This is a genomic window from Caulobacter segnis, from assembly GCF_019931575.1.
Taxonomy (GTDB): domain Bacteria; phylum Pseudomonadota; class Alphaproteobacteria; order Caulobacterales; family Caulobacteraceae; genus Caulobacter; species Caulobacter segnis_C.
This window is the reverse complement of the sequence record NZ_CP082923.1, coordinates 467219-482813: the sequence shown is the minus strand read 5'-3', so window position 1 is coordinate 482813 and position 15595 is coordinate 467219. Positions and strand designations below refer to the sequence as shown.

At 67.4% G+C, this 15595-nt stretch carries 16 protein-coding genes; 7 read left to right on the top strand and 9 right to left on the bottom strand.

Features of this window, described 5'->3' with window-relative positions; genetic code table 11:
• Positions 1-30 precede the first annotated feature (30 nt).
• Genes K8940_RS02220 through K8940_RS02210 form a run of 3 tightly spaced genes read right to left on the bottom strand, consistent with a single transcriptional unit; the run spans position 31 to position 2654 of the window.
• Positions 31-396 (bottom strand): response regulator, encoded by a 366-nt coding sequence (locus K8940_RS02220; RefSeq protein WP_062095129.1) that lies wholly within the window; start codon positions 394-396, stop codon positions 31-33.
• The gene (locus K8940_RS02215) at positions 393-680 is read right to left on the bottom strand and encodes an STAS domain-containing protein (protein ID WP_223392921.1); all 288 of its coding nucleotides are present in this window, start codon (positions 678-680) and stop codon (positions 393-395) included. Before K8940_RS02215 ends, K8940_RS02220 begins: the two co-directional genes overlap by 4 nt.
• On the bottom strand, positions 681-2654 hold the full coding sequence (locus K8940_RS02210; RefSeq protein WP_223392920.1) for a methyl-accepting chemotaxis protein: 1974 nt from the start codon (positions 2652-2654) through the stop codon (positions 681-683).
• Between the two features lie 345 nt (positions 2655-2999).
• On the opposite strand from K8940_RS02210, the gene K8940_RS02205 reads away from it, so the two are divergent.
• Positions 3000-3311, top strand: a complete 312-nt coding sequence (locus K8940_RS02205) for a hypothetical protein (RefSeq protein ID WP_013080820.1) — start codon at positions 3000-3002, stop codon at positions 3309-3311.
• Between the two features lie 100 nt (positions 3312-3411).
• On the opposite strand, the gene K8940_RS02200 is transcribed toward K8940_RS02205, so the two are convergent.
• From K8940_RS02200 to K8940_RS02180, 5 genes are all read right to left on the bottom strand, one after another.
• Positions 3412-5022 (bottom strand): globin-coupled sensor protein, encoded by a 1611-nt coding sequence (locus K8940_RS02200; protein WP_223392919.1) that lies wholly within the window; start codon positions 5020-5022, stop codon positions 3412-3414.
• 245 nt (positions 5023-5267) lie between these two features.
• Positions 5268-6416 (bottom strand): acyl-CoA dehydrogenase family protein, encoded by a 1149-nt coding sequence (locus K8940_RS02195; protein WP_223392918.1) that lies wholly within the window; start codon positions 6414-6416, stop codon positions 5268-5270.
• 75 nt (positions 6417-6491) lie between these two features.
• Entirely contained in the window at positions 6492-8000 is a 1509-nt protein-coding gene (locus tag K8940_RS02190; RefSeq protein WP_223395739.1) for an amino acid permease, read from the bottom strand.
• On the bottom strand, positions 7991-8992 hold the full coding sequence (locus K8940_RS02185; protein ID WP_223392917.1) for a putative sulfate exporter family transporter: 1002 nt from the start codon (positions 8990-8992) through the stop codon (positions 7991-7993). The genes K8940_RS02190 and K8940_RS02185 overlap by 10 nt, the downstream gene beginning before the upstream one ends.
• Positions 8989-9243, bottom strand: coding sequence for a DUF6356 family protein (locus K8940_RS02180; RefSeq protein WP_223392916.1), 255 nt, complete (start codon positions 9241-9243; stop codon positions 8989-8991). The genes K8940_RS02185 and K8940_RS02180 overlap by 4 nt, the downstream gene beginning before the upstream one ends.
• A 121-nt stretch (positions 9244-9364) precedes the next feature.
• On the opposite strand from K8940_RS02180, the gene K8940_RS02175 reads away from it, so the two are divergent.
• The 3 genes from K8940_RS02175 to K8940_RS02165 all read left to right on the top strand — a co-directional run bounded on the left by K8940_RS02175 (position 9365) and on the right by K8940_RS02165 (position 12061).
• Positions 9365-9832 (top strand): Lrp/AsnC family transcriptional regulator, encoded by a 468-nt coding sequence (locus tag K8940_RS02175; protein WP_223392915.1) that lies wholly within the window; start codon positions 9365-9367, stop codon positions 9830-9832.
• A gap of 61 nt (positions 9833-9893) precedes the next feature.
• A complete protein-coding gene (locus K8940_RS02170) occupies positions 9894-10994 on the top strand; it encodes a pyridoxal phosphate-dependent aminotransferase (RefSeq protein ID WP_223392914.1) in 1101 nt (366 codons plus the stop codon).
• 59 nt (positions 10995-11053) lie between these two features.
• Entirely contained in the window at positions 11054-12061 is a 1008-nt protein-coding gene (locus K8940_RS02165; protein WP_223392913.1) for a cupin-like domain-containing protein, read from the top strand.
• A gap of 1 nt (position 12062) precedes the next feature.
• Here K8940_RS02165 and K8940_RS02160 read toward each other — a convergent pair whose 3' ends face one another.
• Complete coding sequence (locus K8940_RS02160; protein ID WP_223392912.1) at positions 12063-12692, bottom strand: TetR/AcrR family transcriptional regulator; 630 nt, start codon at positions 12690-12692, stop codon at positions 12063-12065.
• 286 nt (positions 12693-12978) lie between these two features.
• On the opposite strand from K8940_RS02160, the gene K8940_RS02155 reads away from it, so the two are divergent.
• From K8940_RS02155 to K8940_RS02145, 3 genes are all read left to right on the top strand, one after another.
• Positions 12979-13821: a UDP-2,3-diacylglucosamine diphosphatase gene (locus K8940_RS02155; RefSeq protein WP_223392911.1), complete on the top strand. Its 843-nt coding sequence runs from the start codon at positions 12979-12981 to the stop codon at positions 13819-13821.
• The gene (locus tag K8940_RS02150; protein WP_223392910.1) at positions 13821-14912 is read left to right on the top strand and encodes a glycosyltransferase family 4 protein; all 1092 of its coding nucleotides are present in this window, start codon (positions 13821-13823) and stop codon (positions 14910-14912) included. The genes K8940_RS02155 and K8940_RS02150 overlap by 1 nt, the downstream gene beginning before the upstream one ends.
• Positions 14913-14992: 80 nt before the next feature.
• Positions 14993-15595, top strand: coding sequence for a hypothetical protein (locus tag K8940_RS02145; RefSeq protein ID WP_223392909.1), 603 nt, complete (start codon positions 14993-14995; stop codon positions 15593-15595).

Genomic DNA, 15595 nt, shown 5'->3' with positions numbered 1-15595 from the left:
TAAGTCCTTGGCCTGGATCAGGCCCCGGATTTAGGCGGCCACGCGCCGAATGGCGTCGACCAGCTTTTCCGGGTTGAACGGCTTGACGATCCAGCCCGTGGCGCCGGCTTCACGAGCCCGCTGCTTCTTGGCCGGGTCGCTTTCCGTGGTCAGCACCAGGATCGGGATGGCGCGATAGTCGTCGTCGACACGCACCGCCTCGATGAAGCCGAAGCCGTCCAGCTTGGGCATGTTGATGTCGGTGATGATCACATCCGGGCGATGGGCCGACAGGACTTCGAGACCATGCTCGCCATCGACCGCCTCAACCACGTTGAAGCCGGCTCCGGCGAGGGCCATGCGCAGCATGTCGCGCATCGTCCGGGAATCATCGACCGTGAGAATCGTACGCGTCACGATTCAGCTCCTTGGAATTCCGCCGAAAGGAGCGCCCTTTCGGCGCCGAACAGACGGGTGGTTTCGACGAAGGCCTCGGAAGGCCCCTTGATGGAGAAGGGCTGGCCGTCCAGGTCCCAGGCCTTGCGGGCGGCCAGCAGAACCTGCAGGCATAGACCCCCAAGACGACGGACCTGGTCGGCTTCCACCGTGATCGCCGCGCCGCGACGTTCCAGAAGGGCGGCCTTGAGAGGGGCCGCGGCCTTCAGATCCAGGGTTTCGGGCAGCGCGATCGCAGCGGCCATTTAGAACTCCTCCCAACCTTCCGTCGCGGGGGCCTGGGCGACGGCCGCCGAACCACTGCTCCGGCCCGGACGGGCGAAGGTGTTCAGACGAGCCTGCTGCTCGGCCACCGGGTTGCGCGCCGGGGCGTGTTGAACCGGGTCGGCGACGGCCGGCCGGCTGTAGGACGAAGAACCCGACCCGACTTGGAAGCGGGCCATGAGGCGGACCAGTTCGGCGGTTTCGCCCTTCAGCGAGTGCGTCGCGGCGGTCGATTCCTCGACCATGGCGGCGTTCTGCTGCGTGACCTGATCCATCTGGTTCACGGCGGTGTTCACTTCGTTCAGACCAGTCGCCTGCTCCGCGGCCGAGGCCGCGATCTCGGTGACCAGGGCGTCGATCTCGCCGACCTTCGCCACGATCCGTTGCAGCGCCTCGCCCGTCTGGCCGACCAGGCTGACGCCTTGGCTGACCTGCTGGGTCGAGCTGGAGATCAGGGCCTTGATCTCCTTGGCCGCTTCGGCCGAGCGTTGGGCCAGAGCACGGACTTCCTGGGCGACGACCGCGAAGCCGCGGCCCGCTTCACCCGCCCGCGCGGCTTCGACGCCGGCGTTCAGGGCCAGGAGGTTGGTCTGGAAGGCGATCTCGTCGATCACGCCGATAATCTGGCTGATCTGCTTGGACGAGTTCTCGATCTCGCCCATGGCCGACACTGCCTGATGAACGACCTGGCCGCTATGCGTCGCTTCGCCACGCGTCGTCGAGACCACGTCCGAGGCCTGGCGAGCGCCCGAGGCCGTGCGGCGCACGGTGGCGGTCAGTTCGTCCAGGGCGGCGGCGGTCTCTTCCAGGCTGGCGGCCTGTTGTTCGGTGCGGCGCGACAGATCGTCCGAGGCGTGGGCGATTTCGTCGGCGCCGGTGCGCAGGCCGTCCGTCGAGGCGGCGATGACCTTCATCGTCTCCTGCAGCGAGCCCATGGCGGCGTTGAAGTCGTCCTTCAGCTTGCGATAGTCGCCGGGGAAGTCGGCGGTCACGCGGAAGGTCAGGTCGCCCGAGGCCAGCTTCTCCAGGCCTTCGGCCAGGTTGCCGACGACGGTCGAGGCTTCCTGGGCGGCGGCGGCGGCGGCGGCCTCCTTGGCGCGGCGTTCATCGGCCGTGAGCGCGGCCGTCTTCTCTTGCTCGGCGCGCAGCGTATCCAGGTGCAGCTGGTTGTCGCGGAACACCTTCAGGGCCGAGACGATGGCGCCCAGCTCGTCGCCGCGCGTCATCTTCTCCAGGTCGATGGTGTTGTCGCCCTTCGACAGCTTGTCGGTGGCGCCGGCGATGTCGTTGATCGACTTGCGGGTCGTCATGACCGTGAACCAGGCCAGGCCGGCGACGGCGCCGAGCGTGATCAGCGACAGCACGATGGTGATGCTCATCGCGGCGGTGGCTTCGGCCTGACGCTTGGTGGTCTCGGTCTCGATCCGCTTGTTGGCGGCGGCGACGACCTGGTCCAGCAGGCCGGTCATCTTCGCGTACTGTTCCTCGAACGGCGCGATGAAGCCGACGGCCATGCCGAAGTCGACGCCGATCATGCCGCTCACCGTGTCGATGGCGCTGCGGCATTCGTCGAGCGACTTGATCAGCTCGGCGATCTTCGGCTGTTCGGCGGCAGGCAGCTTGGCCTTGAGCGCGGCCAGGTCCTTCTTCACCGAGTCGGTCTCTTTCAGGATCGCCGACATGCGGGCGTCGTTCCCGGCCAAGTCGATGTTGCCGGCCTTGTGGGTCAGCACCGTGTAGAGTTCGCCGTTGATGTTCGAGATGCGCTTGGAGATCTTCTGGATCTCCATGTTCTGGCGCATGTCGCTTTCAACGACCTGTTTCAGAGCAGCCGACTGGCTCTTCTGAACGACGATTGCGCCACCTGCCATCAAGGCCAGCATCAGCAATGCGAAGGCCGGCGCGAAGCCGATCTTGATGATCAATGGCAAATCGACGAGACGAATCCGTTTCATCGCGAGGTCCCCTCCAACCGGCGCGCCGTGCCCACGGACCGCCAAACTGAAGAGGGATAATCCCGATAGAGTCCTAACAGACTCTGACTTGGTTAAAGCCAATTCGACATAATAAGCAGAAATCGTACCTGGGAAGTCGTTTCGTCGCAGGCGGCCAGGCGCTGATTCTATAAAGACGGGGCTCGATTGAGATAGTTTCGTTACAATTCGAGTAGGGTTACCTGGAAGTAAATCCCGAATATTCTTTCCAGACTCAGAATCTCTTAACTTGCACCTGCGAATTTGTCGCTGCGTCCGGTTGGCGCGTCGTCCACTGGACGAGACTTTTTTACTAGGAGCAGCGGGATGAAATATCCGATCGCTATTGCCGCTGGAATCGCCGGCAGCTTTTTCGTCGCCCAGGCCGCTACGGCCGCTGGCGGTTTCGAAGATCAGATGGGTCGTTGCCTGCAGCAGTTCGCGAACACCCGCGACGCCGCCCAGGTGATGCTCGAGTGCAACGCCGCCGACGGCAAGCTGTCGGACTGCAAGGTCGTGGACAACAGCGCCGCGGGCAAGGGCTTCGACAAGGCCGCCATGTGCATCGCCGAAAAGCTGCCGATGGGCGCCAAGACCGGCACCGTGAAAGTTCCGTTCCGCTTCCCGGGCGGCGCGTAAGCGCTGCATCCTATCCGGGGGAACACAACGCCCTCGCCGACTCGGTCGGCGGGGGCGTTCTGCTGTTTGAAGACAGCTGGACACGCTCGCGTCCTATACTTCAGAATTCTTGCCACTCGTCCTTGATCGCCACGGCTGTATTGCCGCGAACGATCGGCGCCGAGGCGCCCGGACGAACGGTCGGACGTTGGGCGGGACGCGCGGCCGGCGGCGCGGCGCGGGAGAGCTCGGGCTTGCTCCCCGCGCCGGCCTGGCCGGCCCCCGAGACGCGGAACGTCGTCACCTGCTTGATCAGTTCGGCGGCCTGACCCTTGAGGGAATGGGTCGCGGCCGTCGTCTGCTCCACCATGGCGGCGTTCTGCTGGGTGACCTGGTCCATCTGATTGACGGCCGTGTTCACCTCGTTCAGGCCTTGGGCCTGGTCCTGGGCCGAGGACGAGATCTGCACGATCAGCTCGTCGATCTCGGCCACCTTGCCGACGATGCCGCGCAGGGCGTCGCCGGTCTGGCCCACGAGGCCGACCCCGGCCTCGACCTGCTTGGTCGAGGCGGTGATCAGCGTCTTGATTTCCTTGGCCGCATCCGCCGAGCGCTGGGCCAACGCGCGGACTTCCTGCGCGACCACCGCGAAGCCGCGACCGGCGTCGCCGGCACGCGCCGCCTCGACGCCGGCGTTCAGGGCCAGCAGGTTGGTCTGGAAGGCGATCTCGTCGATCACCCCGATGATGTTGCCGATCTCGCGCGAGCTGGTCTCGATCTCGCCCATGGCCGCCACGGCCTGGTCGACGACGACGCCCGAGCGCTCGGCCTCGGCCTTGGCCCCGACCACGACGTCCTGGGCCTGCTTGGCGCCGGCCGCCGAGCGGCGGACGGTCGAGGTGATCTCGTCCAGCGCCGCGGCGGTCTCTTCCAGGCTGGCGGCCTGCTGTTCGGTGCGGCGCGCCAGGTCGTCGGCGGCGACGCTGATCTCGTCGGTGCCCGCGCGGATGCCGTCGGAGGCCACCGAGACGCGGGTCATGGCCAGTTCGAGGATGCCGACGGCGTTGTTGAAGTCGTCCTTCAGCTTCTGGAATTCCGGCGTGACCTCGGCGTTGAGGCGACCGACCAGGTCGCCCTGGGCCAGGCGGTCGAGGGCGTCGCCCAGCGCCTTGACCACGGCGTTCTGGCTGGCCTCGTTGGCCAAGCGCACGCTCTCCAGGCGCTGGCGCTCGGCCTCGATGGTCTCCAGGTAGATCGAGATGGCGAAGTCCATGTCCAGCATGACCGCCTTGATCAGGGCGCTCAGCGAATCGCCGGCCTTGCCCGCGTCGCCCTTGGTCATGAAGCCCTTGGGCCACTGGTCCTCGATCACCGCGCGGATCAGGTGCTCGCTGACCACCGCGTAGCCGCCGATGTACCAGCGCGGCTCCAGGCCGATGCGGGCGTGGGTCTGGCCGATCGTGCGGACGGCCTTGACGTAGGTGTCGTCGAAGTCGCCCCGCGAGATCACGTCCCAGTGCGACTGCTGGCGGCCCGAGGCGGCCTGCATGTGCTTTTCGTCGGTGAAGAACTTGCGGGTTTCGGGCGTGGTCCGGACCTTGGCGTAGAAGGCGTCCAGGGCCTGGCCGATGGTCTTGCGAATGACGGGCTGAAGCTCTCGCAGGGCGCCGCGCGCCTTGTCGTCCAGTCCCATGAACGCGATGCGTTCGCTGATCGCATGATCCTGGCTCAAGGCCCTACCCCCGTCTTCGAAATCCGGGGAGCAGGCTCGTTCGGCATACTTAATAGCGACTTAAATAATCGCGCGCAGCGAGCGACAAGGTGTCGCACACGCGCGGAGGTCGCAGATCGCCTTCAAGGACCCGTCAGCCGTGAAAAACCTTTGCGTGGACCGGGGGAAAACGCCCGCCATGCGACATTCGCGCACGGCTCGATGTCGAGACGAAGCGCGACATCCGACCGCATCCGCAATTCCACTTAGCCGCCTCGTTTCAGGGTCTCGCGGGCGATGACCAGCTGCTGGATCTGGCTGGTGCCCTCGTAGATCCGGAAGATCCGCACGTCGCGATACAGGCGCTCAATTCCATAGTCGGCGACATAGCCGGCCCCGCCGAACACCTGCACCGCCCGGTCGGCCACGCGGCCGACCATCTCCGAGGCGAACAGCTTCGAGGCCGCCGCCTCCAAGGTGACCCCGACGCCCGCGTCGCGCTTGCGGGCGGTCTCCAGGACGAGGGCCCGGGCCGCCAGGGCTTCGGTCTTGCTGTCGGCGATCATCGCCTGGATCAGCTGGAAGCTGGCGATCGGCTGGCCGAATTGCTTGCGCTCGCTGGCATAGGCCACGCAATCGGCGATCAACCGCTCGGCCACGCCGACGCAGACGGCGGCGATGTGCAGGCGCCCCCGGTCCAGCACCTGCATGGCGACCTTGAAGCCCTCGCCCTCCTCGCCCAGGCGGTTCTCGGCCGGCACCCGGACATTGTCGAAGGTGACGTCGTGGATGTGGGCGCCCTGCTGCCCCATCTTCTTCTCGGGCTTGCTCACGGAGAGGCCCGGCAGGTCCCGCGGCACCAGGAAGGCCGAGACCCCGCCCCCGCCCTTCACGTCGGGATTGGTGCGGGCCATCACCGTGAACAGCGACGCCTTGCCGGCGTTGGTGATGAAGCGCTTGCCGCCGTTCAGCACGTAGTGGTCGCCATCGAGGGTCGCGCGGGTCTGCACCGCGGCGCTGTCGGAACCGGCCTCGGGCTCGGTCAGGGCGAAGGAGGTGATGGTCTCGCCGGACGCTATGCCCGGCAACCAGCGCGCCTTCTGGGCGTCGCTGCCGAACATCACCAGGCCCTGGCTGCCGATGCCGACATTGGTGCCGAACACCGAGCGGAAGGCCGGCGAGGCGCGGCCAAGCTCGATGGCCACCAGCGCCTCTTCCTCCATGTCGAGGCCCAGGCCGCCGAATTCCTCGGGAATGGAGAGGCCGAAGAGGCCCAGCCCCTTCATCTCCTCGATCACCTCGGCGGGGACGGCGTCGTCCTCGGCGACCTTGGCCTCGATCGGACGCAGGCGCTCGGCCACGAAGCGCGCCACCGTCTCGAGCAGTTGCTCGCGGGTTTCCAGATCGAGGGCCATGCGCTTCTCCCGAGCGTCAAACAGTTGTTTTGACGCCGACTGTAGCGATGGCCCCCGAGAATGGAAGGGCCGGCTCTAGGCCTTTTCCGCCTGGGCCAGCACGCTCTTGCGGACCCCGTAGGCGAAGTAGACCGCCGCCCCGATGATGTGGGCGAACAGGAAGTAGATCTGGGTCTTGGCCGGCAGGCTGTAGAACAGATAGAGGCAGCCCAGGATGCCGGCCGGCGCCACGACCTGCCAGGCCGGCGTCGAGAACACGCGCGGCCGGTTCGGCTCGCGCCGGCGCAGCACGATCACCGAGGCGCCGACGGCGATGAAGGCCGCCAGGGTGCCGGCGTTGGCCAGCTCGGCGATGTCCTTCAGCGACAGGAAACCCGACAGCACCGCCGACAGGACGCCGGTCAGCAGAGTCATCAGCACCGGCGTGCCGGTCTTGGCGTTCACCCGCGACAGGGCGCGCGGCAGCAGGCCGTCGCGGGCCATGACGAAGAAGATCCGGCTCTGGCCGTACATGAAGGCCAGGATCACGGTCGGCAGGGCGACGACGGCGGCCAGGGCCACCAGCTGCGCCATCTTGCCGTGCTGGAGGCTCTCCAGGATGAACACCAGCGGCGCCTCGCTCTTGGAGAACACCTCGGTGCGGGAGGCCCCGATCGAGGCGGCGGCGACGATCATGTAGATGGCCGTGCAGGCGGCCATCGAGCCGACGATGCCGATGGTCAGGTCGCGCTTGGGGTTCTTGGTCTCCTCGGCGGCGGTCGAGACGGCGTCGAAGCCGTAGAAGGCGAAGAAGATCAGGCTGGCGGCGGCCATGACGCCGATCTTGGCGGTGTCCGCGCCGGCCCCGGCGGGCACGTGGGCCGAGAAGCCGTTGGGCATGAACGGCGTGAAGTGGCTGGCGTCGAAGGCCGGCAGGCACAGGGCCACGAAGATCACCAGGGCGGTGATCTTCACGAACACCAGGATCATGTTGACCGTGGCGCTCTCGCGGGTGCCCAGGGCCAGCAGGCCCGCCACCGCCATCGAGATGATCACGGCCGGCAGGTTGACGACGCCGCCCTGGTGGGGGCCGGCCAGCAGGAAGTCAGGAAGGCCGGCGGCCTTGAACAGGCCGTGGGCGTGGGCCGACCAGCCGACGGCGACGGCCGCGCAGACCAAGGTGTATTCCAGGATCAGGCTCCAGCCGACGAACCAGGCGACGGGCTCGCCCATGGCCGCGTAGCTGTAGGTATAGGCGCTGCCCGCCGCCGGCATCATGGTCGACAGCTCGGCGTAGCACAGGGCCGCGCAGGCGCAGACCGCCCCGGCGATCAGGAACGACAGGATGACGCCCGGCCCGGCCAGGCCCGCGCCGACGCCGGTCAGGGTGTAGATGCCGGTGCCGACGATGGCCCCGACGCCCAGGGCCACCAGATGGGGCCAGCTCAGGGTCTTCTTCAGCTGGTGGCTGTCCGCGTGTCCCGCGGTGATGGTGTCGATGGCCTTGCGGCGCGTCCAGAAGCTCACTTTCGGGGTCCCTCCGACTCTCGGACGGGACCATGAAGCGCGTTTCGTTTCACGCCAAGCACTTGTGGTTAGAAGAATATTCTCGTCAGGGCATAAGCTAGGACCGCGACGGCCACCGTGACCGTTCCCAGCATCACGGCCAGCTTCGGCTTGACCTCCAGCAGCGCCTTGGGCCCCAGCTTCGCGGAGATCGCGCCAACGCCCGCCAGCAGCAGGAAGCTGGAACAGGCCATCAGGGTGGAGACCAGGGCGGGCGGGATCAGGTTCAGGCCGCGCGCGGCGGCCAGGGCGAAGAAGCCCAGCACGAACAGCGGCGGCGCCTTAAGCCCCGAGACGACGCCGCCATCCTTGCCGCGCGTCAGAACCAGGCCGATCAGCACCACCGCCGGGCCCAGCCAGACGATGCGGGCCAGCTTGGCCAGGGCCGCCGTGCCGGCCACTTCGGGAGAGACGGAGGCGCCGGCGCCGGCCACCTGGGCGACGTCGTGGATCGACAGGCCGAAGAACACCCCGGCCTGGTGAGCGGTCAGCCCCAACGCGTTGGCCAGGGGCGGATAGGCCAGCATGGCCACGGTCGAGAGCAGGTTCACCCCGACGATGACCAGCGCCGTCGTGCGCTGGTTGGCGGGGCTGGCCGGCGCGGCCTGCGAGGCGGCCAGGGCGGCGGAGGCGCCGCAGATCGAGCAGGCGGCCGCCGCGATCAGGGCCTCGGCGAACGGCAACCCCAGGGCCACGCCGGCGGCCGCGCCGATGGCCAGGCCGCCCAGCACCACGACGCCGCTGGCCAGGATGGCCGGGCCGCCCAAGGCCGCGAACTCGGCCCAGCTGATCTGGGCGCCCATCATGGCGACCCCCAGTCGAAGCCCGGGCTTGGCGAAGACGTCGAGACCCGCGCCCAGCTGGGCCTGCAAACCCAGCGCGCCCAGCATCATGCCCAGCACGACCGCGATCAGCGGCGCGGGGGCGTGCAGGCTCGTCGCCAGCAGCTTGGCCAGAACCGCCAGCAGCACGCCGGCCATCAGGCCGGGGCCGAGACGGCCAGCGCTCAGCCTGAGCGCGGCGGCGGTCATCCGCGCACGGTCTCGCCGAAATGGGCGTCCGCCAATTGGGCGTCGGCTTGGGCGCAGCGGCTAGAGAGACGATCGTTGAGACGGCGGACCGTCTTGCTGCCGGTGCGCTCGAAGGCGAAGGGCAGAAGGCCGTGGACCAGGCACGCCAGGCCTGCGCCGATCAGGGTGAAGCCGAAGCTCCAGGCCACGCCCATGTGCTCGCCATAGCTCTCGCCGACGGACTGCGGGTGACGGGTGAACGACAGGTCCATGGAGCCTCGCTGTTTGCCGAGGCTCCCTAGGATGGCGACGATTCGAAGAAAGGCATTACTGGATTGCACGCCGATCGCGGCGTAGAGAGAATTCCATTCTTCCGAACCTGGGGATCCGGAGATGATTGATCTCGATCAAGTCGATAGGCGCATACTGGCAATTCTCCAAGAAGACGCCACTGTCGCGATCGCCGACATCGCCGAGCGCGTCGGCCTGACCCAGACCCCGTGCTGGAAGCGCGTGAAGCGCCTGCAGGACGCCGGTGTCATCACCGCCCGCGTCGCCCTGCTGGACCGCGAAGCCCTGGACCTGGGCCTGACCGTCTTCGTGGCCGTGAAGACCGGCCGCCACGACGAGGACTGGCTGACCACCTTCGCGGCCGGCGCCAAGGCGCTGCCCGAGGTCATCGAGTTCTACCGGATGAGCGGCGACGTCGATTACCTGCTGAAGGTCGTGGTCCGCGACATCGCCGCCTATGACCGCTTCTACAAGCGGCTGATCGCCACCGCGCCGCTCACCGACGTGTCGTCCAGCTTCGCGATGGAGCAGATCAAGTTCACGACGGCGCTTCCGATCTGTCCCACCTGAGCGGCGTCTTGAAGCTGTCATCGACCGCGTTCAACTAGACCCCGCTTCAGTGGAGAGTGAGATGGACGCGACGCGGCGTGGACTTCTGATCGGCGGCGCGGCGCTCGCGCCAAGCCTAGCCCTGGCGGCCGAGACCTCCGTCGACCCGACCGCCCCGCCGGCGATCCGCGCCCATCTGGGCGTCACCGAGAATCCGTTCGGCCCCGCCCCCGCCGCCCGCAAGGCCGCCGCCAAGGCGTTGGAGGAAGCGCCCTATTACGGCTGGGAGCTGGAGCCGCCGCTGGTCAGGCTGATCGCCCAGCACGATGGCCTCAAGCCCGAACAGGTCGGCCTGTGCAACGGCTCGCTGGAGGCGCTGTCGCTGCTGTCGACGGCGTTCGCCAAGACCGGTCCGGTCGTCTCGGCCCAGCCCAGCTACGCCACGCCCCTGCTCTATGCCGAACGCCAGGGCGCCAAATTGGAATGGGTCCCGCTGGCGACCGACCAGCAGATCGATCTGCCGGGCCTGGTCGAGCGCGCCAAGGCGACGAACGCCGGCGCCGTCTATGTCTGCAACCCCAACAATCCGACGGGCCTGCTGCTGGACGCCGACGCCTTGCGCGCCTTCTGTGTCGAGGTCGCCAAGACCCGGCCGGTGATCGTCGACGAGGCCTATATCGAGATCAGCCCCGATCCCGCGCGCAACTCGATGATGGACCTGGTTCGCGCCGGCCACGACGTGATCGTCGCCCGCACCTTCTCCAAGGTCTACGGCATGGCCGGCCTTCGGGTCGGCTTCATCGCCGCTCGTCCCGACCGGGTGAGGACGCTGAAGAGCATGATCCCAACCCACAAGGGCAGGCCGGGCCTGGCGGCGGCCGCCGCCTGCTACGGCGACCCGGCCTATCTGGCCGGCGCCAAGGCCTATCTGGAAGGCTGCCGCAAGAAGATCTACGCGATCTGCGAGGCCAACGGCCTGAAGTACATTCCCTCGTACGGCACCTATGTCTTCGTCGACTGCGGCAAGCCCAACCTGGCCTTCCAGAAGACCCTGGCGAGCCTGGGCGTCGAGGTGCGAGTGTTCGACAGCCCCGCCCATCCGACCTGGATCCGCGTCGGCACCGCCAGTCCGGCTGAGCTGGACTACTTCGCCGAGGTGTTGCCCAGGGCGCTCAAGGCCTAGGCGGCCCGACGGGAAGGCCCTATGGGTCTGATCTCGTATCGGACCCGTGACGCGCCCCCATGACCGCGACGCCCATTGTCGAGATGACCGCGGTCGACGCCGACCGCTTCCACGACGAGATCGTGCCCGCCGCCCAACCGGTAGTGTTCCGGGGCCTGGTCGCGCACTGGCCCGCCGTCGCGGCCGCGCGCCAGGGCGACGACGCCCTGTTCGCCTATCTCTCGCGCTTCGACCGCCAGGAGCCCGTCGGGACCCTGATCGCCCCGCCCGAGGCCGGCGGCCGGTTCTTCTACAACGACGACCTCTCGGGCTTCAATTTCCAGGGCGGCCGCGCGCGGCTTTCGAAGAGCTTCGACTTCCTGCTGGCCAATCGCGAGGCCGACCGACCGGCGACCCTGGCCGCCCAGTCGATCCCGGCCGACACGCATCTGCCCGGCTTCAGCGCCGAGAACGCCTCGCCGCTGCTGGCGCCCGAGATCGAGCCGCTGCTGTGGCTGGGCAGCCGGGTGATCGTCGCCGCGCACCAGGACCCGTACGAGAACCTGGCCTGCGTGGTCGCCGGCCGCCGCCGCTTCACCCTGTTCCCGCCGCAAGCGGTCGCCGACCTCTATATCGGCCCTTTCGAGAAGACCCCCGGCGGCCCGCCGATCAGCCTGGTCTCGTTCGACGATCCCGACCTGGAGAAGCACCCGCGCTTCGCCCAGGCGCTGGCGGTGGCCCAGGCCGTCGAGCTGGCGCCCGGCGACGCCCTCTACATCCCGTATCTGTGGTGGCACCACGTGCGTTCGCTGGAGCCGGTGAACCTCTTGACCAACTACTGGTGGGCCAGCGAGCCGGCTGGGCGCGGCCAGGCCATGGACGCCTTCCTGCACGCGGTCATGGCCCTGCGCGCCCTGCCCGCCCACCAGCGGGCCGCCTGGAAGAGCATCTTCGACCACTATGTGTTCGGTGATCCGGACGCGGCCACGGCGCACCTGCCGGAGCAGGTTCACGGCATGCTGGGCCAGCTTCCCGAGGACGACGCCCGGAAGATCCGCGACGTGCTGGGCCGCAAGCTCTCCAGCTAGCCTATTCCGGCCAGAGGTCCTGGATGTCGCCCTTGCGGTTCAGCATGTGGGTGGCGCGCTTGATGACGGCCAGCAGGCGCTCCTTGCGGCCGTCCTTGTCGTAGGTCAGGGTCGAGCGGGCCAGGCCTTCCAGCATGAAACGGGCGAGGTCGCGGCTGGCCTGGAAGCGGGGGCCCGCGCCGGCGTGCAGGATCTTCAGGAAGTGGTCGCCGGCCTGGGCGCGGTCGAACTCGGCCTGGGCCGGGGCCAGCAGGGCGTGGATGGCCGGGTCGGTGCGGCCGGCGGCCTCCAGCTCGGCGAAGGCCTGGAACGGCGTCGACTGCAGCAGGTCCCAGTAGCTGTCGATCGCGTGCTCGGTGACGTCGGCGCCCGGCGGCAGGCTGTCGGCGGCGGCGCGGAACAGGGTCGAGCGCTCGGCCTGGATGTGGGCCACGGCGGCCTCGACCAGGGCTTCGCGGGTGGGGAAGTGGTACAGCATCGCCCCGCGCGTCAGGCCGGCAGCGTCGGCGATCGCCGGGTTGGTGGCCGCGTGATAGCCGATCTCGGCGATCAGACGCATGGCCTGGTCCAGAATCCGCGCACGGGTCTTCTGCGACTTCGGGGTGTCCTTGGCGAGGCGGGCGGCGTCCATGCGCGGTGATCTAGTGCTATGGATGTTGCACCGCAACAGCTAGCCCAACCCCAAGCGGCAAAAGGGGTTGCTTATGCGTCCAGTTTTTTGACGAAACCGCCGAAATTGCGCATTTAGCAGGCTGACGTAACGGAAGCTCCACCCCGACAACGCCGCGACAACGGCATCCCCACCGCACAGCCGTTTCATTAAAGCGACATGCAATCAGCTTAATCGCCAGCCGTTGGCCGCCATCGCGCCGATCCGGGGACGGAGCGATCTCGCGGCGTAAAACGGGGGTTCGACCATGAGCGCCGACGTCGCCGTCCGCCGCTACCGCTCCATCTTCATCAGCGACCTGCACCTGGGCACGCGAGGGTGCCAGGCAGAGCTGCTGCTGGACTTCATCCGCCATGTCGAGTGCGACAAGCTCTACCTGGTCGGCGACATCATCGACGGCTGGAAGCTGCGCAGCGGCTGGTTCTGGCCCCAGGCCCACAACGACGTGGTGCAGAAGATCCTGCGCATGGCCCGCAAGGGCACCGAGGTGATCTATGTCCCCGGCAACCACGACGACCGGATCCGCGACTTCTGCGGCGTCCACTTCGGCGGGGTGATCGTGGCCCGCGACGTCATCCACGAGGCGGCCGACGGCAAGCGCTACCTGGTCGTCCACGGCGACGAGTTCGACGGCATCGTCCAGCACGCCAAGTGGCTCGCCTTCCTCGGGGATTGGTCCTATAGAACCATCCTCATGCTGAACACTCTGGTGAATCGCCTTCGGCGTCGCCTGGGGTTCGGCTATTGGAGTCTCTCGGCCTATCTGAAGGTCAAGGTGAAGAACGCGTTGCAGTTCATCGAGAACTTCGAGGCCGCCGTGGCCGACGAAGCTCGACGTCGGGGGGTGGACGGCGTGATCTGTGGTCACATCCACAAGGCCGAGATGCGCGACATCGACGGCATCCGCTACATCAACGACGGCGACTGGGTCGAAAGCTGCACGGCCCTGGCCGAGCACGCCGATGGTCGCCTCGAGATTCTGGAGTGGGCCAAGCTGCGTTCGTGGTCGGTGATCGACCGCGCCCGTTCGGTCGCCCTTCCGGCCAGCGACTCCGCCGACGAGCCTCTGCCGGAGCCGGCCGCCGCCTGATGCGAATTCTGCTTGCTACCGATGCGTGGGAACCTCAGGTCAACGGGGTGGTCCGCACCCTAAGCCGGGTGGTCGAGGAACTGCGCGCCATGGGCCACGAGGTCGATGTCGTCAGCCCCGACCAGTTCCCGACCTTCCCGCTGCCGACCTACCCCGAGATCAAGCTGGCCATTGGCGCCTACGAGCCGGTGCAGGAACGCTTCAAGCTGTTCGAGCCCGAGGCGATCCACATCGCGACCGAGGGCCCGATCGGCCTGGCCGCCCGCCGGATCTGCCTGGAATGGAAGCTGCCGTTCACGACCAGCTACCACACCAAGTTCCCCGAATATGTCTCGGCCCGCCTGCCGCTGCCGCTGGCGGCCGGCTACACCTACATGCGCTGGTTCCACAAGCCGTCGGGCCGCCTGATGGTGGCCACGCCGACCATGCGCGACGAGCTGGCCAAGCACGGCTTCCGCAACCTCTCGCCGTGGTCGCGGGGCGTCGACACCGACATCTTCAAGCCGCGCGAAGAGGGCGCGCCCGACCCGTTCGAAGGCCTGGCCCGCCCGATCTTCCTCAATGTCGGCCGCGTGGCCGTCGAGAAGAACATCGAGGCCTTCGCCAGCCTGGATCTGCCGGGCACCAAGGTCGTCATCGGCGACGGGCCCCAGCGCGAGGAGCTGGCCGAGAAATATCCCGAGGTGAAGTTCCTGGGCGCCAAGTTCGGCGACGAGCTGGGCCGCTACTTCGGCGCGGCGGACGTCTTCTGCTTCCCGTCCCTGACCGACACCTTCGGCCTGGTGATCCTGGAGGCCATGGCCGCCGGCGTGCCGGTGGCGGCCTTCTCGGCGCCCGGCCCCGTCGACATCATTCCCGGCTCCAACGCCGGCGTCCTGGCCCCCGGCCAGACCGATGGCCTCAAGGAAGCCTGCCTGGCCTGCCTGGACCTCGATCGCGTCGTGGTCCGCAAGTTCGCCGAGAAGTTCTCGTGGCGCGCCTGCGCCGAGGAGTTCTTCCGCAACCTGCAGCCCTACCCCGAACCGGAAAAGACCCGCTTCTGGCGGCGGCTGCGGCGACTGGCGCGCCTGCGAAAGAAGGCGGCGGCCTAACTCAGCGAATAACCACGCTTAACCTCATTCCCTTTACGGTCGAGTTCTAAGGAAAGCTCTCCATTTGAGAGAGGGCGCATATGACCGAGGCCGGAGTCGAAACTCACTTCGCGGTCACGCCCGAGGGTGTGTGGACGTATGATCAAGACGCCGAGAAGGAAGCGTTCTCGGACCTGACGACAGCGACCGATCGCGCCGTCGCCATCATTGGTGGGTCGATCGTGGATGTGCGCCTCGAAGTCGCCCTCAGGCAACGGCTGCGTCCCTCCGGCAAGGCGCTCAAGCGCGTATTCGCTTTTGGCGGCGCGCTAGGTTCATTCAGCGCGAAAATCGACATGGCCCATCTCATGGGTCTCATATCCGCCGAAGCCTATCGTGACCTGCATCTCATCCGTGACGTGCGAAACACCTTCGCCCACGACCTCACGATCAACAGCTTCGAAGCCCCCTCGATCAAGAACAAGCTCGACGCCTTGACCTTGGTCGACACGCATATCGGGGACCACGACGGCCCGAAGGGCGGCTTTGTCCTGGCCATGAACCCCGCCGATCCGCCGCCCCGCCTTCGACTTGTCGACTACCCTCAACGAAAACTGAGAGCCCGAGACCGGTTCGTCATGACGACCTCGCTCATCACTTCGACCCTAGGCATCAAGAGTCTTACACGGGGCGAGTTGATCTAG